Annotated in this window: 13 protein-coding genes and 1 riboswitch; of the genes, 7 read left to right on the top strand and 6 right to left on the bottom strand. The window is 73.8% G+C overall.

What is annotated here, in order from left to right; genetic code table 11:
- Positions 1-113: 113 nt before the first annotated feature.
- Entirely contained in the window at positions 114-3,317 is a 3,204-nt protein-coding gene (locus ACFYX4_RS23850) for a glycoside hydrolase (protein WP_389336749.1), read from the top strand.
- Between the two features lie 161 nt (positions 3,318-3,478).
- Here the strand turns inward: ACFYX4_RS23850 and ACFYX4_RS23845 are convergent, their stop codons facing one another.
- Together ACFYX4_RS23845 and ACFYX4_RS23840 are read right to left on the bottom strand one after the other, a co-directional pair.
- Positions 3,479-4,198, bottom strand: coding sequence for an alpha/beta fold hydrolase (locus ACFYX4_RS23845; protein WP_389336746.1), 720 nt, complete (start codon positions 4,196-4,198; stop codon positions 3,479-3,481).
- Positions 4,199-4,216: 18 nt separating this feature from the next.
- Entirely contained in the window at positions 4,217-5,188 is a 972-nt protein-coding gene (locus ACFYX4_RS23840) for an alpha/beta hydrolase (protein WP_389336743.1), read from the bottom strand.
- Between the two features lie 266 nt (positions 5,189-5,454).
- Between ACFYX4_RS23840 and ACFYX4_RS23835 the strand changes: the two genes are divergently transcribed.
- The 4 genes from ACFYX4_RS23835 (at position 5,455) to ACFYX4_RS23820 (ending at position 9,455) form a co-directional block, all read left to right on the top strand.
- A complete protein-coding gene (locus ACFYX4_RS23835) occupies positions 5,455-7,350 on the top strand; it encodes an amidohydrolase (RefSeq protein ID WP_389336740.1) in 1,896 nt (631 codons plus the stop codon).
- 111 nt (positions 7,351-7,461) lie between these two features.
- Complete coding sequence (locus tag ACFYX4_RS23830; RefSeq protein ID WP_389336737.1) at positions 7,462-8,124, top strand: hydrolase; 663 nt, start codon at positions 7,462-7,464, stop codon at positions 8,122-8,124.
- Positions 8,125-8,185: 61 nt separating this feature from the next.
- Entirely contained in the window at positions 8,186-8,707 is a 522-nt protein-coding gene (locus ACFYX4_RS23825; RefSeq protein WP_389336734.1) for a DoxX family protein, read from the top strand.
- Positions 8,688-9,455, top strand: a complete 768-nt coding sequence (locus ACFYX4_RS23820) for a YoaK family protein (protein ID WP_389336731.1) — start codon at positions 8,688-8,690, stop codon at positions 9,453-9,455. The genes ACFYX4_RS23825 and ACFYX4_RS23820 overlap by 20 nt, the downstream gene beginning before the upstream one ends.
- 9 nt (positions 9,456-9,464) lie before the next feature.
- Here the strand turns inward: ACFYX4_RS23820 and ACFYX4_RS23815 are convergent, their stop codons facing one another.
- From ACFYX4_RS23815 to ACFYX4_RS23800, 4 genes are all read right to left on the bottom strand, one after another.
- The gene (locus ACFYX4_RS23815; protein WP_389336728.1) at positions 9,465-10,430 is read right to left on the bottom strand and encodes a helix-turn-helix domain-containing protein; all 966 of its coding nucleotides are present in this window, start codon (positions 10,428-10,430) and stop codon (positions 9,465-9,467) included.
- A gap of 127 nt (positions 10,431-10,557) precedes the next feature.
- Positions 10,558-12,429 (bottom strand): BTAD domain-containing putative transcriptional regulator, encoded by a 1,872-nt coding sequence (locus tag ACFYX4_RS23810; protein WP_389336725.1) that lies wholly within the window; start codon positions 12,427-12,429, stop codon positions 10,558-10,560.
- Positions 12,430-12,482: 53 nt separating this feature from the next.
- Complete coding sequence (locus ACFYX4_RS23805; RefSeq protein WP_389336722.1) at positions 12,483-15,482, bottom strand: BTAD domain-containing putative transcriptional regulator; 3,000 nt, start codon at positions 15,480-15,482, stop codon at positions 12,483-12,485.
- Between the two features lie 144 nt (positions 15,483-15,626).
- Positions 15,627-16,667: a YihY/virulence factor BrkB family protein gene (locus ACFYX4_RS23800; protein ID WP_389336719.1), complete on the bottom strand. Its 1,041-nt coding sequence runs from the start codon at positions 16,665-16,667 to the stop codon at positions 15,627-15,629.
- Positions 16,668-16,820: 153 nt separating this feature from the next.
- Positions 16,821-17,005: riboswitch (cobalamin riboswitch) on the top strand.
- Between the two features lie 29 nt (positions 17,006-17,034).
- Here ACFYX4_RS23800 and ACFYX4_RS23795 point away from each other — a divergent pair.
- The gene (locus tag ACFYX4_RS23795; protein ID WP_389336920.1) at positions 17,035-17,748 is read left to right on the top strand and encodes an energy-coupling factor ABC transporter permease; all 714 of its coding nucleotides are present in this window, start codon (positions 17,035-17,037) and stop codon (positions 17,746-17,748) included.
- On the top strand, positions 17,745-18,140 hold the full coding sequence (locus tag ACFYX4_RS23790) for an energy-coupling factor ABC transporter substrate-binding protein (protein ID WP_389336716.1): 396 nt from the start codon (positions 17,745-17,747) through the stop codon (positions 18,138-18,140). The genes ACFYX4_RS23795 and ACFYX4_RS23790 overlap by 4 nt, the downstream gene beginning before the upstream one ends.
- Position 18,141 lies beyond the last annotated feature (1 nt).

The following is an 18,141-nucleotide window of genomic DNA, read 5'->3' as shown; positions in this document are numbered from 1 at the left end:
TGACGTGTTCATTTCTGTCATCAAGCATGCCCTGAGCGCGATTCTTTTTGATCGGTTCTGTTCGTCCTGCGTCTTGGTCCGTGTCCCGCCCGCATGCGGTGAAAGGGAGTGTCGTGTCCCAACGGCATTGGTTCGTACGGGCCTTGGCGCCCGCGGTTCCCCTGGTGCTCGGCGCGGGGCTGGTCACCGCGCCGGCGGCGACCGCCGCCCCGGCGGAGTCCTCGTCACCGCTGAGCGCGGTCACCGTGCGGATCGATCCGTCGTACCGGCAGCAGGAGTTCGAGGGGTGGGGCACGAGCCTCGTCTGGTTCGCCAACGCCACCGGCGGATATCCGGACCCCCTGCGCAAGCGCCTGGTCGACCTGCTGTTCGGCGAGGACGGGCTGCGGCTGAACATCGCGCGCTACAACATCGGCGGCGGCAACGCGCCCGACGTCCGCAAGGACTACATGAAGACGGGCGCGACCATGGAGGGCTTCTGGAAGGCCCCCGAGGGGACCACCCGGCAGGACGTGGACTGGTGGGACCCGGACGACGCCGGCCACTGGAACTGGGACGCCGACGCGAACCAGCGCTGGTGGGTGGACCAGGTCAAGGACAAGGTGACCCGCTGGGAGGCGTTCAGCAACTCGCCGCCCTGGTTCCAGACCGTCAGCGGCTATGTCTCCGGCGGCTTCGACTCCGGCAAGGACCAGATCCGCGCGGACCGCGTCGACGAGTTCGCCACGTACCTGGCGCGCGTCACCGAACGGCTGGAGCGGGAGCACGGCATCGCGTTCGACACCGTCAACCCGCTGAACGAGCCCAACACCACTTACTGGGGAACGCAGTTGGGGGCGGACGGGCAGCCCACGGGCGGACGGCAGGAAGGCGCGCACGCCGGCCCGGCCCTCCAGCAGAAGGTGATCCTCGCCCTCGACGAGGCGCTCCGGGACACCACGACCGAGGCGAAGGTCTCGGCGATGGACGAGACCAACCCCGGCATCTTCACCCAGAACTGGAACGCCTACGACACCGCCGCGCGGGCCGCCGTGGACCAGCTCAACGTGCACACCTACGGCACCGGCATGCGCACCAGCGCCCGCGACATCGCCAAGGGCGCCGGCAAGAAACTGTGGATGAGTGAGGTCGAGGGCACCTGGGGCACCGGGACCGACTTCACGGGCATGGACCCGGGCCTCGGGATCGCCACCCGCATGGTCGACGACATGCGTGAACTGGAGCCCTCCGCCTGGGTGTTCTGGCAGCCGATCGAAGACGCGATCCCCCAGGCCGCGGCCGGCAAGAACTGGGGCAGCATCCACGTCCCCTTCAACTGCACGGCCGAGGACACCCCGCAGACCTGCCCGATCCGCACCAACTCCAAGTTCCACACCATCCGCAACTTCACCCACCACATCCGCCCCGGCGACCACTTCGTGAAGGTCGACGACGCCTCCACCGTCGCCGCGGTGCGCGCCTCCGGCCGCGCGGCGAGCGTGGTCCACGTCAACAGCGGCGCCTCGGCCCGCTCGGTCACCCTCGACCTGTCCCGCTTCGGCAAGGTCGCGTCGCGGGCCACCGTCACCCCCGTGGTGACCAGCGCCGAGGGCGCGCTCGTACGCGGCACGCCGGTCCGGGTCGCCGACCGCTCGGCCACACTGACCGTCCCCGCGAAGTCGGTCACCACCTTCCTCGTCGACGGCGTCTCCGGTGTGGCGAAGGACGCGGCGCTCGTCCAGTCCGGGCACGTCTACCGGCTCACGGGCGCGCAGAGCGGCAAGTCCCTCGCCCCGGCGGCCGACGGCGGCGGCGCGGTCATCCACACCACCGACGCCACAACCACCGAACAGCTGTGGACCGTACGGCAGTTGACGCCCGGCACCGACCATCGCGCCCGTTACTCCCTCACCGGCGCGACCACGGGCAAGCGGCTCGCGGTGCGGGACGGCCAGACCGTCCTGGAGGCCCCGGCGGGCGCCGCGCCCGACGACGCGGCACGGTGGATCATGTCGACGACGGGCGACGGCACCTGGACGTTCGTCAACGCCGCCACCGGCCGACTGCTCGACGTCGCCGGGCAGTCCACGGCCGACGGCGCCAAGGTGTCCACCTACACGCCCACTTCGGCGGCGAACCAGCGCTGGACGGTGACCGACGAGACGGTGCTGCGCACCGAGCCGGCCGAGGCGTTCACCGTCCCCGGGCTCCGGCCGCAGCTACCGGCGACGGTGACGCCGGTGTTCCGGGACGGCGCGCGAGGCTCCCTGCCCGTGGTGTGGAGCCTGCCGTCGGACCAGGCCTGGAGCACACCCGGCACGGTCCGCGTGCCGGGCGAGGCGATCGACGCCCTCGGGCACAAGATCGCCGCGACGGCGGTCGTCACCGTCGACACGATCGCCTCGACGCTCCCCGGCCGGACCAAGACCTACGTGGGCGGGCGACCGGAGCTGCCCGCCACGGTCGTCGGCGTCGGCGCGCACGGCGGCCGGACCGCTCTCCCGGTGACCTGGGACGCCGCGCCCGACGGGGCGTTCGACACGGCCGGGGTCGTGACGCTGCACGGCGTCGCCCGGATCGTCGACGGCGGCACGGTCCCCGCGACCGTCCGCGTGCAGGTCACCCGGGCGGTGGAGACCAACGTCGCCGCCGACGACGGCGTCTCGGTCGCCGCCACGTTCACCGAGAGCGGCTACTCGGCGGAGCGGCTGCGCAACGGCGACCTCACCGAGAAGGCGTGGTCCAACTGGAAGCCGGGGAACACCAAGAACCCCTCCGACACGATCACCTTCACCCTGCCGAAGGCCCGCGACCTCACCCGGATCGTCGCCCACTTCCACCGCGACGGGGCCACCGCCTCCTTCCCCGAGAGCCTGAAGGCGCAGGTGCGGGCGACCGCCGACGGCCCGTGGGCCGACGCGAGCGACGCCGTCCCGGTCGGCGTCGAGGGCACGCCGGTCGTCGACGTCCCGTTGACTCCGACGGCGGGACCGGCGAGCGCCGTCCGCGTGGTCATGACCGCGCGCCCCGGCGGCTACATCACCCTGAGCGAGATCGAGGTGCATGCCAAGGCCCCCGGAGTCGCCTCGGACGCCGCCGCCTCGTCCATCGAGGTGGCCGGGATCCCGCTCGCGTCCTTCGACCCGGACACGACCGCCTACCGGGTCGTCACCCCCGACCCGAAGCGGACCCCGGTCACGGCGACGACACGCGACCCCTACGCGACCGTCGCCGTGACCAGGTCCGGCGGCTCGGGCCGGAACACGGCCGTCGTGACGGTGACCGGCGAGGACGGGGCGCTGACACGGACGTATGTGGTGCGACTCGTGCGGCGCTGAGGACCGCCTCGCCCTGCCCCGCGCCGGGCGGACGGGCTGTGCGGGGCGGGCTGTGCAGGGACACCTCAGGTGGCGGTGAGCCGCCGGCGGCGCACTCGCACTGGGCCCGGTCAGAACCTGACCGCCGCGCGTCCGCGCAGCGGTCAGGCGTCGGCGGGCGGTCAGGCCGTGGCGCGCACCGCGTCGCGGATCAGGTCGGCGACCTCCTTCGGCTGGGAGACGGCGACGGCGTGCGAGGCGCCCTCCAGTTCGACGACCGTCGCGCCGGCGCGCTTGGCGCCGAAGCGCTGGACCTCGGGGTTGATCGCCTCGTCCGCGCCGGCGACGAGCGCCCAGGACGGCTTGGTCTGCCAGGCGGCCGTGGCGGCGGGCTCGTCGAACGCGGCTGCGGCCAGGGGGCGTTGGGCGGCGGCGAGCACCCTGGTGACGTGTGCGGGCACGTCGGCGGCGAACACCGACGGGAACGCGTCCTCGGCGATGGTGACCTCGACGGCCGGCTCGCCGCCGGGCGTCGGGTACGTCCACTCCTTGAGGTGGCTCACCAGCGGGGCGAGCGGGAAGCGGCCCTGGAGCGCGCCGAGGCTCTCGCCCTCCTCCGGGACGTACGCGGCGACGTAGACGAGGCCGACGACGTTCTCGGCGGCGCCGGCGACGGTGATCAGGGCGCCGCCGTAGGAGTGGCCGACCAGGATGACGGGGCCGTCGATCTGGGCGGCGACGGAGGCGATGTGGGCGGCGTCGGAGGCGAGCCCGCGCAGAGGGTTCGGCGGGGCGATCACCGGGATGCCGTAGCCCTGGAGTTCGGCGATGACGCCGGACCAGCTGCCGGCGTCGGCGAACGCGCCGTGGACCAGGAGGACCGTGGGCTTGGTGGTGCTCATGTGGGTGTCTTTCTCGGGTCAGGCGGAGTGCAGGGCGCTGCGCAGGGTGCCGACGGCGAGCGTGATGGCGGCCTCGGCGGCGTGCGTGGAGCGCAGGGCGTTGAGCATGACGAAGTCGTGGATGACGCCCTGGAAGCGGACGGCGGTGACGGGGACGCCGGCGGCGCGGAGCTTGTTGGCGTAGGCCTCGCCCTCGTCGCGCAGGACGTCGGCCTCGCCGGTGATGACGAGCGCCGGCGGCAGGCCCGTGAGCTGCTCGGTGGTGGCGCGCAGCGGGGAGGCGGTGATCTCGGCGCGCTGGGCGGGGTCGGTGGTGTACTGGTCCCAGAACCACTGCATGCCGTCGCGGCGCAGGAAGTAGCCCTCGGCGAACTGGTGGTAGGAACCCGTGTCGAAGGCGGCGTCGGTGACCGGGTAGAACAGCACCTGCTGCACCAGCGGAACTCCCCCGCGTTCCTTGGCCATCAGGGTGAGGGCGGCGGTCATGTTGCCGCCGACGGAGTCGCCGGCCACCGCGAGACGGGAGCCGTCCAGGTTCTTCGACGCGCCCTGCTCGACGACCCAGCGCGCGACGGCGAAGTTCTGCTCGATGGCGACGGGGTAGCGGGCCTCGGGCGAGAGGTCGTACTCGGGGAAGACGACCGCCGCCCCGGCCCCGACGGCGAGTTCGCGGACCAGGCGGTCGTGGGTGTGGGCGTTGCCGAACACCCAGCCCGCGCCGTGGATGTAGAGGATGACCGGCAGGGTCCCCTCGGCGCCGGCGGGCTTGACGATCCGGGCGCGCACGCTGCCCGTCGGACCGCCCGAGACGGTGATCCACTCCTCGTCCACGGCGGGCTTGTCGATCTCGCCGGACTGCACCTCGTCGACGGCCTTGCGCCCCTCCGCCGGCGGCAGGTCGAACAGGTACGGCGGGTTGGCGGTCGCCTCGGCGAACGCCGCGGCCTCGGGCTCCAGAACCGGCTGGACCGGCTCGACGACGTCGGACATGGGCATCTCCTGCTGTGATCGGTGTGCTGAACGGTGCCGATCCGTGCTGACCGGCCGTGCGTTGAGTCGCCCCGAAACGCTAGACGCGGGACACGGCTTTCCCTTGCCCGTGGGTGCACGGCTGATGTGCTCTCAGCGCACAACGCGCGGTGCGCTGTGGGTAATTGTTCGGTGCGCTCAGGGAACACACAGGCATCGCCGCACCGGTTGGAATGACCGGCGAAACAACTCACCGCATTCCAGGAGGGTGTCGCACGGTGTCAGCCATGCCCGTCCGCGGACTGGTTCCCCGAGCCGCCGCCGACCATGCCGCGGAACTCGTCGTCCGCAACGCGCGGATCCACACCCAGGATCCGCGCCGCCCGCAGGCGGAGGCGCTCGCCGTGCGCGGCGGGGTCGTCACGGCCGTCGGCGACGACCGGGACATGGCCGCGCACACGGGTCCGCACACCCGGGTGGTCGACGCGCTCGGCCGGCGGGTGGTGCCGGGCCTCAACGACGCGCATCTGCACGTCATCCGGGGCGGCCTCAACTACGTCCTGGAGCTGCGCTGGGACGGGGTGCCCACCCTGCGGCAGGGCCTGGCGATGCTGCGCGAGCAGGCGGCCCGCACGCCGAAGGGGCAGTGGGTGCGGGTGGTCGGCGGCTGGTCGGCGGAGCAGTTCGCCGAGCGCAGGCTGCCGACGCCGGCGGAGCTGAACGCCGCCGCCCCCGACACCCCCGTCTTCGTGCTGCACCTCTACCAGTCGGCCGTGCTCAACCGCGCCGCCCTCAAGGCCGCGGGCTTCGACCGGAACACGCCGGAACCGAAGGGCGGGCAGATCGTCCGCGGCCGGGACGGCGAGCCGACCGGCATGCTGCTGGCCGCGCCCAGCGCCCTGATCCTCTACTCGACGCTGGCCAAGGCCCCGGTGCTGGACGGCGAGCACCGCAGGACCTCCACCCGGCACTTCCTGCGCGAGCTCAACCGGTTCGGGCTGACCTCGGCGATCGACGCCGCCGGCGGATTCCAGAATTTCCCCGAGAACTACTCGACCGTCGTCGACCTGGCGAAATCGGGCCGGTTGTCGCTGCGTATCGCCTATCACCTCTTCCCGCAGACACCGGGACAGGAGATCGACGATCTCACCCGGTGGACCGAAACCGCCCGACCCGGCGACGGCGACGAATGGCTGCGCCTCAACGGCGCGGGCGAGAATCTCACCTGGGCGGCAGCCGATTTCGAGAACTTCACCCAGCCGAGGCCGGAACTCGCCGAATACGAGGCGGAATTCGAGAAGGCCGTGCGGCTGCTCATGGAGAACGGCTGGGGATTCCGGCTGCACGCCACCTACGACGAGACCATCCGCCGTGATCTCGCGGTCTTCGAGAAGCTCGCCGCGGACGGCCTGTTCCCGGCCGGGAACCGCTGGCTGTTCGACCACGCCGAGACGGTCTCCCCGGCGAGCCTGGACCGCATCGCCGCGCTCGGCGGCGCCGTCTCGGTCCAGAACCGGCTGTCCTTCCAGGGCGAGGCGTTCCTTCGGCGCTACGGTCCCGGCGCCGCCGCCGACGCCCCGCCGATCACGGCGATGCTGGAGCGCGGGCTGACCGTCGCCGCCGGCACCGACGCGACCCGGGTGTCCACGTACAACCCGTGGGTCGCGCTGCACTGGCTGGTCAGCGGTCGCACCGTCGGCGACCTGGCGCTGCGCCCGCCGTCCAACCGCGTCGACCGGCGCACCGCGCTGGACCTGTTCACCCGCGCGGGCGCGGCGCTGACCGGCGAGGAAGACGTCAAGGGCGTGCTGCGGCCCGGCTGTTACGCCGACCTGGCGGTCCTGTCCGAGGACTACTTCGCCGTGCCCGAGGCGGACATCCCGCACATCGAGTCGCTGCTGACGGTCACCGGCGGCCGGATCGTGTACGCGGCCGGCGAGTACGAGGGCCTCGACGAGGAGTTGCCGCCGATCGCCCCCGACTGGAGCCCGGTCGCCCGCTTCGGCGGCTACCAGGCGGGTTCGCGTCCGGGCCGGGCGGGCGCCCGTCAGGCCGAACTGCTCGGCGGGGCCGTCGCCGAGTCCGAGGAGCAGCGGCGGTGGCGCGCGGCACGCGGCCTGCTCCCGGACGTCGCGGACGGCGGGCCCGGCACGGACACGCCGTTCGACCCCTGCTTCTTCTGAGCCGGCTCCCTCGCTTCTCCCTCTGAGCCGGCCGTCTCCGAGCCGATCGGCTCCCTCAAGACCGACCGAACCGTTTCCCGCATCACTCACCCCCTACCGAAAGGTCTCACCATGGTCGACATCGCCGAGGTCACCGCGTCCCCCAGCCCCGACCTGCTCACCCCGGACAACTGCGCGGTCCTGTTCGTGGACCACCAGCCGCAGATGTTCTTCGGCACCGGCAGCGGCGACCGCACCGCGATCATCAACTCCACGGTGGGGCTGGCGAAGGCCGCGAAGGCGTTCGACGTGCCGGTGGTGCTCAGCACCGTGGCCGCCGAGTCGTTCTCCGGCCCGATCCTGCCGCAGCTCGCGGACGTCTTCCCCGAGCAGAAGATCGTCGACCGCACGACGATGAACGCCTGGGAGGACCTCGCGTTCGTCGAGGCCGTCAAGGCCACCGGCCGCAAGAAGCTGGTCATCGCCGGTCTGTGGACCGAGGTGTGCGTGGTGCTGCCCACCCTCTCCGCGCTCGCCCAGGGCTACGAGGTGTACGTCGTCACCGACGCGTCCGGCGGCGTCAGCCCGCAGGCCCACGAGCACGCCGTCCAGCGCATGGTGCAGGGCGGCGCGGTCCCGGTCACCTGGGTGCAGGTGCTCCTGGAGCTCCAGCGGGACTGGGCGCGCACGGAGACGTACGAGGCCACCACGGGCGTCGTGAAGGAGCACGGCGGCGCGTACGGCCTGGGCATCGTCTACGCCCAGGCCGTCATCGGCGCCCACGCGGCGGGCTGACCCCGCACGGCGCGGTAAGCGGGCGGAACACGACAGGCGGAACGGAACAGGCGGGTACACGATGGACGCTGGACTGCTGGTGCTCCGGCTGGTGGTGGGTCTCCTCATCGCCGGGCACGGAGTGCAGAAGGTGAGTCACCTCCTCGGGGGCGAGGGCCTCGCGGGCGGGACCGAGGAGTTCCGCCGCGACGGCTTCCGGGGCGGCCGGCTGACCGCGCTGGCCGCGGGCGGCAGCCAGCTCGGGGCCGGTCTGTTCCTGACCGCCGGGCTGCTCACGCCGCTCGCCGCGACGGCGGCGATGGGCGTGATGACGGTCGCCGCCACGGTGAAGCGCCCCAAGGGCCTGTGGGTGCAGAACGACGGTTACGAGTATCCGCTCGTCCTCGTCGTGGTGTCCGCGGCGCTGGCGCTCACCGGGCCGGGCCGCTGGTCCCTAGACGCGGCGCTGGACCTCACGCCCTGGCCGGGCTGGCTCGTCGCCTCGGCGCTGTCGGCCGGCCCGGTCAGCGGGCTGCTCACCCGCCTGCTGCTGCACGTGCCGGGGCCGAGCCAGGAGGCCCGGTATGCGCCGGCTGCTGACTGACGCGCTGCGCACCCTCGTGCCGCGCGGGGAGGAGCGGCACGGTCCGCTGCCGCCGCTGATGCTGGCCCTGACGGTGGTCACCGGGCTGGTGGACGCGGTGAGCTATCTGGCGCTCGGGCACGTCTTCGTCGCCAACATGACCGGCAACGTGGTGTTCCTGGGCTTCGCGCTGGCCGGGGCGGCGAACCTGTCCGCGACCGCCTCCCTCGTCTCCCTGGCGGCCTTCCTCACCGGGGCGGTGGCGGGCGGCGGGCTCGGTACGCGGTTCGCGGCGCACCGGGGGCGGTTGCTGGCGACGGCGACGGCAGTGCAGACGGCGCTGGTCGCCGTCACGGTGGTCGTCGCCGTCGTCGCCGACGGGCGGGGCGGGGTCGGCGACGGCGTCGGCGTCGGCGTCGGCGTCGGCGTCCGGTACACGCTGATCGTGGCGCTGGGGCTCGCCATGGGCCTCCAGAACGCGGTCGCCCGCCGGCTGGGCGTGCCGGACCTCACCACCACCGTGCTGACGCTGACGCTGACGGGCCTGGCCGCGGACTCCGCCCCGGCCGGCGGCGAGGCCCCGCGGCCCGGCCGCCGGATCCTGTCGGTGCTGGCCATGTTCCTGGGCGCGCTGGTCGGAGCGCTGCTCCTGCTGCACGGTCACCTCGCGCTCGCGCTGGGGCTGGCCCTGCTGCTGCTGACGGCCACCGCGGCGGTCACGCACCGCGTGTCGACACCGGACGCGCCCTGGGCGGGCCCTCCCCGGTGAGGGAGGGCGTCAGGCGCGCGCCGCTGAGTCCCGCCACTCCCTCGGGGACATCCCGTAGGCGGTGCGGAAGACCCGGCTGAAGTGCGTGGCGCTCGTGAAGCCCCACCGGCCGGCCACCGCCGCGATGGTGCGGCTCCCCCGGCCGTGGCGGCGCAGGTCGCGCCGGCACTCCTCCAGACGGCGGCGCAGGATCCACCGGCCGACCGAAGTGCCCTCGTCCTGGAACAGCTTGTGCAGATAGCGCACCGAGATGTGGTGCGCGCGGGCGATGGTCTCCGGGGACAAGTCCGCTTCGGTCAGGTGCAGTTCGACGTACTCCAGGATCCGGCCCAGCACCGGCGTCTGCCCGTCCGGTGCTCCCGGCGTGCCCGGTGCGCCCGCGCCGAGCTGCTCGGCGGCGAGGGTCGCGAGGAGGTTCACGGCGTTCCAGGCGAGCATCTCGCCGACCGGCGGCCTGGCCTCGGAGGCGGTGCGGGCGAGGTCGGACAGCAGCGGCGACAGCAGCCCGCCGAGCCGGGAGGCGCGGGCCACCGGCGTCCGGGTCAGGCGGCGCACGTCGGAGGGCGTCAGGCCCAGCAGGTCGCTCGGGACGAGGAACACCGTCGCCCGGAACCGCTGGGGGAAGTCCAGCTCCGCCGGTCGGCGCACGTCGTAGAAGCAGACGTCGCCCGGGGCGAGCCGCAGCGTGACGGGCTCAGGGCCGGCCGGCGGGACGGGGGTACCGCGCAGGCCCACGAAGAGGTACTCCCCGTCGTCGCGGGCGCGCAGCCGCTGCCGCGGGTGCGGTGCGCCCTCGCCCGGCAGGAGGCCGGGGCCCCTGTCGCAGGTGACGATCTCGACGCCGGAGGAGGTCGGACGCGGCGGCGCGACGCGAAGGTCGGCGGTCCCGGCGCCGGCGCTGCTCCCGGCGCTTCTCCTCGTGATGCCGGTACTGGTGCTGACGATGATTCTGGGGGTGGTGCTGGTGATGGACATCTTCCGCCGTTGCCTCCTGAGCGATCGTCGTTCCCGTCGCCCGGACGGTAGGTCGGAGGTTGTGCAAAAAGAGTGACGGTGAAGTGACAACGCCCCTGCGGACGGCTTCCGTTCGGCTCAGATCGGCTCAGGTCGGCGTCGACGGGCCGTGTTCGGCGGCGAGTTCGGCCGCGTGCGCGCGCACCAGGGGGTGCAGGGAGTAGCGGGCGGGCGCGTGCTCGGTGACGAGGTGGGCGTCGGCGAGTTCGCCGAGGAGGAGCCGGGCCCGGCGCACCGGCACTCCGGCGAGGCCGGCGGCGGTCGCCGGGGTGAGGTCCGGGCCGGGGTGCCGAGGCAGCAGCCGGAACAGCAGGGCGGCCTGCGGGGACAGGATCCGGGACGAGCCGAGAAGGGCGGCACGCACATCGCCCCCCGCGCCTTCGTCGTCCCCACCCTCGCCGTCCCCGCCTCCCGAGAAGAACTCCAAGTCGCCTTCATGTGCGCGGAGTTCGGCGACCAGCTCCGCGAGCGTGACGTCCCGCCGGGCCGCGGACCGCGCCGCGACGGCGGCCAGCGCGAGGGGCAGCCGCCCGCACCGGGCGACGATCTCGTCGGCGGCCCCGGGCTCGGCGGCCACCCGGTCGGGGCCGAGCCGACGGGCCAGCATCGCGCGCGCGTCCTCGGCGGTCAGCGGATCGAGGCGCAGCGGACGGGCGCCCGAGGCGACCAGGCCGGGCAGGGCGTTGCGGCTGGTGACGACGGTGAGGCAGCCCGGCGAGCCGGGCAGCAGCGGGCCCAACTGCTCGGTGCTCAGGGCGTCGTCGAGGACGACGAGGGCACGGCGGCCCGCCAGCAGGGTGCGGTACAGGCCGGCGCGGGCGGCCGGCCCGTCCGGGACGCCCGACTCGGGGACGCTCAGCGCCGTGAGCAGCCCGTGCAGCGCCTCCCCGGGGTCCAGGGCGGGCCGCTCCGGGTCGGAGCCGCGCAGGTCGACGTGCAGACGGCCGTCAGGGAAGCGGTCGGCGGCCCGGTGCGCCCAGTGCGCGGCGAGCGCGCTCTTGCCGACGCCGGCCATCCCCCCGATCAGCACGACGGCCGACTCGTCACCGCCCGACTGCGCTTCCAGCCAGCCGAGTTCGAGCCGTCGACCGGCGAAGGACGGGTGCGGGACCCGGGGCGTCTTCGCCTGCGCGACCCGTACGACCGGTGCGGCGCGGCCGAGGTGCACCGTGGGGCCGGAGCGCAGGCGGCCCACCTCCTGGCGGAGGACGCTCGTGTGGGCGGCGGCGAGTTCGGGGCCGGGGGTGATGCCGAGGTCCGCGGCCAGGCGTCGGCGGACGTCGTCGTAGGCCTTCAGGGCCTCCGCCTGGAGGCCGCAGGCGGCCAGCGACAGGACGAGACGGGCGTGCAGCGGCTCGTCGAGCGGGTCGAGCGCGGTGGCGCGGCGCAGGGCGGGCAGGACCAGTTCGGCCCGGTCGCACCGCAGGGCCGCGTCGGCCGCCAGCGAGGCCGTGTCGCGGAGTTCGCGTTCGACGGCCGTGAACTGCACGTGCTCGCGCGCTGCTTGGGGGATGCCCATGGCGACGACCGGGCCGCGCCACTCGGCCAGCGCCTCGGTGAAGCGTCCGGCCGCCGTCTGTGCCCGTCCGGTTGCCGCGGCCCGCTTGCCCTGCCGGGTCAGTTCGCGGAAGCGCAGCAGGTCGACCTCGTCGCCGTGCGCCTCCAGCAGATAGCCGCCGGGCCGGCGCAGCAGCCGTCGGCCAGGGGCGCGGGGCGGCAACTCCGGTTCCAGCAACCGCCGTAGCGCGCCGACGTAACGGCGCACCACGGCGCGGGCGGTGGCGGGGGGACGTTCCGCCCAGAGCACGTCGAGGATCTCGCCGGTCTGGACGGTCCGGCCCGTGTGGGTCAGGAGGAGGGCGAGCAGGGCGCGTTGCTGGGGGAAGCCGAGGTCGAGTTCGTCGCCCGCCCTCATCACCCTTACCGGGCCCAGCACTTCGAACCGCAGCGGCTCACCCATCTCCGTCTCCGTCTCCGGGGCGCGGCGTGCAGGGGGTCGGCGCGCGGAGGACGTCAGCCGGCACCGGCGTGACCGTCCCGTCCGGCGAGGCGGGCCTCGACGCCCTCGGCGTCGGGGTGGTCCAGTTCCCTGAGCAGGGCGAGGGCCTGTTCCCAGGCGGTCCGGGCGCCGTCGAGGTCGCCCGTCGCCCGGTGGGTGTCGCCGACGCGGACGAGGATGTCGGCCTCGATGTAGGGCGCGCCGAGGTCGCGCAGGAGGGCGAGGGCGTTGCGGTAGCCGAGCAGGGCGTGCGGATGGCGGCCTTGGTGCTGGTGGACGTAGGCGATGCTGTCCCAGGTGGCGGCCTGGCCGAAGCGGTCGCCGAGGGCCTGGAGCATGGGCAGGGCCTCGAAGCAGTGGGCGAGCGCCTGCTCGTGCTCGCCGAGCAGGGCGTGGTACCAGCCGACGGAGTTCAGGACGCTGGCCTGCGCGGCGCGGTCGCCGAGGGCGCGGAACAGCTCCAGGGCGAGCCGGTTGTGGCGCAGGGCGCCGGGCAGGTCGTCGAGTTGCTCCCGCTCGTAGCCGAGGCTGCGGTGGGTGTGGGCGCGGCCGGTGTCGTCGCCGAGCCGCGCGAACAGCTCCAGGGCGCGTTCCAGCCGGGGGACGGCATCGGCGTGCAGGCCGAGGCGGCCTTCCGCGCGGCCCAGTCCACGCAGGCCGCGGGCCTCCAGGGCGGGGTCGGCGAGCCGGCGGGCGGCGGCGAGCGCGGTGCGCTGCACGGCGAGCCCGTCGTGCCAGTGTCCGCGCCGGTCGAAGAACGGCTCCAGGGACCAGGCGAGTTGGCAGGCGATACGTTCCTGCCCGGAGGCGGCGGCCGTCTCGACGACGGCGAGCAGCACGGCGTGCTCAGCGGTGAGCCAGGCCAGGGCCCGGTCGTCGTCGGCGAGCGGTTCGAGGTGCACGCCCTCGGGCGCGGGCGGCGGGGGCAGCGGGTCGGCGGTGGGGGCGAGGAGCCGGTCCGCGGTGTGCGCGGTGTGCAGGTAGTGGTGGTGCAGCCGGTGCAGGGCCGCCTGCCGCTCGGCCTCGGTGTGGTGTTCGCGGACGAGTTCGGCGGCGTGGGCGCGGAGCAGGTCGTGGAAGGCGTAACGGGCGGGGCTGTGTTCGGAGATGAGGTGCAGGCCGGTCAACTCGCCCAGCAGTGGCCGTACTCGGCGGGGCGGGAGGCAGGCCAGGGCGGCGGCGGCCGGCAGGGAGAAGTCGGGTCCGGGGTGCAGGGCGAGCAGCCGGAAGAGCCGTTCGGCGGCGGGCGACACGGCCTGGGTGGACCAGGAGAACACGGTGCCGACGTCGACGGAGGCGTCGGAGCGGGCGAAGGCGTCGAGGCTGCCGTGCGCCTCGCGCAGTTCGGCGGCGACGGCGGCGAGCGGGAAGTGGGGGTGGGCGGCGGCGCGGGCGGCCACACAGGCGAGGGCGAGCGGCAGCCCGGCGCACAGCTCGCCGATCTCGTCGGCGGCCCCCGGCTCGGCCTCGACGCGCTCGGCGCCCAGACGGCGGACGAGGAACGCCCGTGCCTGGCCGGCGTCGAAGGGGCGCAGGCTCAGCGCGTGGGCGCCGTGGCCGGCGACCAGCCCGGAGAGCTCGTCGCGGCTGGTGACGATGGTGAGGCAGCCCGGCGAGCCGGGCAGCAGCGGGCGGACGTGGTCGCTGTCGCGGGCGTTGTCCAGGACGACAAGCACCCGGCGTCCGGCGAGCACGCTGCGGTAGAGCGCGGCCTGCGCGTCCTCGCCGTGCGGCACCCGCTCGGGCGGCACCCCGAGCGCGCCGAGGAACCCCCGGACGGCCTCCCCGGCCTCCATGACCGCGCCGGACGGATCGAAGCCGCGCAGGTTCACGTACAGCTGCCCGTCGGGGAAGCGGTCGGCGACCCGGTGCGCCCAGTGCACGGCGAGCGTGGTCTTGCCGACGCCGGCCATGCCGCCGATGGCGCTGATCACGACGGTCCGCCCCGCCGCCACGGCCCCGCCGGACAACGCGAGCACCCGCTCCACCTCGCTCCGCCGTCCGCTGAACACGGGGATGTCGAGGGGAAGTTGAGCGGGGACGGGCATCCCGGCGACGGCCGCGGGCGCGGCGGCGGTGCCGTGGTCGGGGGCGGTGCCGGTGCCGGAGGTGGAGACAGTGGCAGGGGCAGGGGCAGCGACAGGAACAGGGGCGGCACCTCCGAGCGCGCCGTTCGACGCCGCTTCTCCCGCTTCCCGCAGTTCCGGGCCCGGGTCGATGCCCAGTTCCTCGGAGAGACGCAGTCGTACGGCGTCGTACGTGTTCAGCGCCTCCGGGCGGCGGCCGGCCGCGGTCAGGGTGTGGATCAGCGCGGTCTGGACCGGTTCGTCCAGCGGGTGCGCGGTCGCGGTCCGCCGCAGTTCGGGCAGCACCGCGTCCGGCGTGCCCGCGCGCAGCGCCGCGTCGGCGGCGGCCCGCGCGGCCGTCAGCCGTTCACGGTCGACCGCGCCGAACGCCGGGTGCTCACGGGCCTGCTCGGGGATGCCGGCGGCGGCCGGCCCGCGCCACAGCGCCAGCGCCTCGACGAACCGCCGGACCGCCCGCGCGGGCGACTCCCCCGCCGCCCGGCGGCCCGCCTCGCACAGCGCGCGGAACCTCAGCAGATCGAGGCAGCCACCGTCACCGTCAGCACCGCCTCCGCCATCACCGCCGTCGCCGCCAACCCCAAGGCCGCCCTCGCCGACGTCACCGTCGGTCACCAGTCGATAGCCCCCCGCCGCCCGCACCAGCCAGCGCCCCTCGGCGCGCACGGCGAGCCCCGGCTCCAGCAGCCGCCGCAGCGAACCCGCGTGCCGCCGGATCACGTTCACCGCGCTCCGCGGCGGGCTCGTCCCCCACAGCGCGTCGACGATCTCGTCGAGGCCGACCGGCTCTCCCGCCCTGACCAGCAGCAACGCCAGGAAGGCGCGCTCCTGCGGCCCTCCGGGATCAAGTTCCGTCTCCCCCCGCCACACCCGCACGGGCCCCAGGACCGCGAACCGCACGGACCCCAGCGGCACGGACTCAAGCGGCAACGTCGTCCCCCTCCGGTGTTCCTCCCCGGAAGCCGACTCTACGTCAGCGCGACGATCACCACGTCAGGGAAAGGATCACCGAGCGTCACCCGGGCCGCCGCGCGCGGACCGCGCCGACGCCCGCCCCGCCCCGCCCCGCCCTGCTCATTCCATCCGGCGCTGATCCTCCTCGCTCCACGCGCGCGTGTCGCGAGGCGGGACGTACGGTTCCTCGCCCTCGGGCAGTCCGCCGGCGACGGCGCGCTGGCGCAGCAGCTCCGCGTCGAACTCCAGGCCGAGCAGAATGGCGATGTTGCTGATCCACAGCCACACCAGGAACACGATCACACCGGCGAGCGTGCCGTAGGTCTTGTTGTAGGAGGAGAAGTTGGCCACGTAGAACGCGAAGCCGGCGGAGGCGATCAGCCAGATCAGCAGGGCGAGCACACTGCCCGGGGTGATCCACTTGAAGCCGCGGCCCTTGACGTTCGGGGTCGCCCAGTACAGCAGCGCGATCATGACGGTGACCAGGACGACGAGGACGGGCCACTTGGCGATCGACCACACCGTCAGGGCCGTGTCCCCGATGCCCAGCGTGTCGCCCGCCCGGCGGGCCAGATCGCCGGTGAAGACGACGATCAGCGCGCTGATCACCGCCAGCACCAGCAGCACCACCGTAACGCCGACGCGCACCGGCAGCACCTTCCACACCGGACGGCCCTCCGGCATGTCGTACACGGCGTTCGCGCTGCGGATGAACGCGGCGACATAGCCGGACGCCGACCACACGGCGAGGACGATGCCGACGAGCGCCATGATCGAGCCGACCCCGCCGCGGCCCTGGAGCTGCGTCACCGCGTCGCTGATGATGTCCCGGGCCGAGCCCGGGGCGAGTTTCCTGACGTTCGCCAGGACCTCGTCGGTCGCCGACTTGCCGGCGACGCCCAGCAGGGACACCAGGACCAGCAGGGCGGGGAACAGCGACAGGATGCCGTAGTACGTGAGGGCCGCGGCACGGTCGGTGAGCTCGTCGTCCTTGAACTCCTTGACCGTGCCCTTCAGCACCGCTCCCCAGGACCGCTTGGGCAGCTGGGTGGGCTCGTCGGGGGCCTGCCGCTCCACCCGCTCGTCCGGGCCCGGCGCCCCCTGCCGGTCGGACGCGGTCGAGCCGTCGCTACGGTGATCGGATTTGGATGTCCGTGCCATAGCACCGGAGTAACCCCAGGACAGCGGAGTAACCCCGGCGCGGCGGAGGAACCTCCGCGCGGGCATGTCACCCGCGCCCGTCGACGCCTCACCGCCGGACCGGCGCTCGCACACGCCCCCTCGTCGCCGCTTGCCAGCGCCTTTATCCGGGCATTACTGTCACCACGCCTTGGTGCTCGGGAAATCCGGTGTGATGCCGGTGCGGCCCTCGCCACTGTGAACGGGAAGTTCTGCTCCACGCCCTCGCGGGCAGCCACTGGGTCCCCGGACCCGGGAAGGCGGAGCAAGAGCGGTGGTACCCGTGAGCCAGGAGACCGGCCAGGGCGCGTCAACCATCCACGAGGTGCTGGAGAGGGTCTGCCAAGCCATGCACATAGCCGAGGGTTTCCTTCCTCCGGCGCACGCGGTCGCCTGGGGTGTCGCGTCGGCGCCGTTCGTCGTCCACGGTGTCCGCTCGCTCAACCGTGAAGTACGGGAGCACCCCGAGAGCACTCTGCTCCTGGGCGCCTCCGGAGCCTTCACCTTCGTCCTGTCCGCCCTGAAGATCCCGTCCGTCACCGGGAGCTGCTCCCACCCCACCGGCACGGGGCTGGGCGCCATCCTGTTCCGGCCGCCGATCATGGCGGTGCTGGGCACGATCACCCTGCTCTTCCAGGCGCTGCTGCTCGCCCACGGCGGTCTGACCACGCTCGGCGCCAACGTCTTCTCGATGGCGATCGTCGGCCCCTGGGCCGGCTACGGCGTGTACCGGCTGCTGCGGCGCTTCGACGTTCCGCTGATGGTCGCGGTGTTCTTCGGCGCGTTCGTCGCCGACCTGTCCACCTACTGCACCACCAGCGTCCAGCTGGCCCTGGCCTTCCCCGACCCGGGGAGCGGGTTCGTGGGCGCGCTGGGCAAGTTCGGCTCCATCTTCGCCGTCACCCAGATCCCCCTGGCCGTCAGCGAGGGGCTGCTCACCGTGCTCGTGATGCGTCTGCTGGTGCAGTCCAGCAAGGGCGAGCTGACGCGCCTCGGCGTGCTGCTGACCGGCAAGAAGACCGAGGCCGGCACCGCGGCCGACACCGAGGCGGTGGCCCGATGAACCGCAACACCAAGATCAACGCGCTGCTGCTCCTCGTCGTCGTCGCGCTGGCCGTGCTGCCGCTGGCCCTCGGTCTCGGCGACCACAAGGAGGAGCCCTTCGCCGGCGCGGACGCCGAGGCGGAGACCGCGATCACCGAGATCGAGCCCGACTACGAGCCCTGGTTCTCCCCTCTCTACGAGCCGCCCTCCGGCGAGGTCGAGTCGGCGCTCTTCGCGGTCCAGGCCGCGCTGGGCGCGGGCGTCCTCGCGTACTACTTCGGTGTGCACCGCGGCAGGCGGCAGGGCGAGCAGCGGGTCCTGGCGCAGGCGGACGCACCGGGCGCGGCGGACGCGCCGAACGGCACGGGCTCCGCGAGCGCCCCGGCGAAGCCCGCCTCCGAACAGGCCTGAG

It is taken from the genome of Streptomyces sp. NPDC002328, assembly GCF_042890065.1.
Lineage (GTDB): Bacteria > Actinomycetota > Actinomycetes > Streptomycetales > Streptomycetaceae > Streptomyces.
This window is presented reverse-complemented; position numbering and strand designations above follow the sequence as displayed.

Bases quoted from the DNA above. Each gene is read 5' to 3' on its own strand.
- ACFYX4_RS23800 (WP_389336719.1), bottom strand. From the start codon at position 16,667: ATGGCACGGACATCCAAATCCGATCACCGTAGCGACGGCTCGACCGCG.
- ACFYX4_RS23795 (WP_389336920.1), top strand. From the start codon at position 17,035: ATGCACATAGCCGAGGGTTTCCTTCCTCCGGCGCACGCGGTCGCCTGG.
- ACFYX4_RS23790 (WP_389336716.1), top strand. From the start codon at position 17,745: ATGAACCGCAACACCAAGATCAACGCGCTGCTGCTCCTCGTCGTCGTC.
- ACFYX4_RS23820 (WP_389336731.1), top strand. From the start codon at position 8,688: ATGCGCCGGCTGCTGACTGACGCGCTGCGCACCCTCGTGCCGCGCGGG.
- ACFYX4_RS23825 (WP_389336734.1), top strand. From the start codon at position 8,186: ATGGACGCTGGACTGCTGGTGCTCCGGCTGGTGGTGGGTCTCCTCATC.
- ACFYX4_RS23810 (WP_389336725.1), bottom strand. From the start codon at position 12,429: ATGGGTGAGCCGCTGCGGTTCGAAGTGCTGGGCCCGGTAAGGGTGATG.
- ACFYX4_RS23830 (WP_389336737.1), top strand. From the start codon at position 7,462: ATGGTCGACATCGCCGAGGTCACCGCGTCCCCCAGCCCCGACCTGCTC.
- ACFYX4_RS23815 (WP_389336728.1), bottom strand. From the start codon at position 10,430: ATGTCCATCACCAGCACCACCCCCAGAATCATCGTCAGCACCAGTACC.
- ACFYX4_RS23840 (WP_389336743.1), bottom strand. From the start codon at position 5,188: ATGTCCGACGTCGTCGAGCCGGTCCAGCCGGTTCTGGAGCCCGAGGCC.
- ACFYX4_RS23835 (WP_389336740.1), top strand. From the start codon at position 5,455: ATGCCCGTCCGCGGACTGGTTCCCCGAGCCGCCGCCGACCATGCCGCG.
- ACFYX4_RS23845 (WP_389336746.1), bottom strand. From the start codon at position 4,198: ATGAGCACCACCAAGCCCACGGTCCTCCTGGTCCACGGCGCGTTCGCC.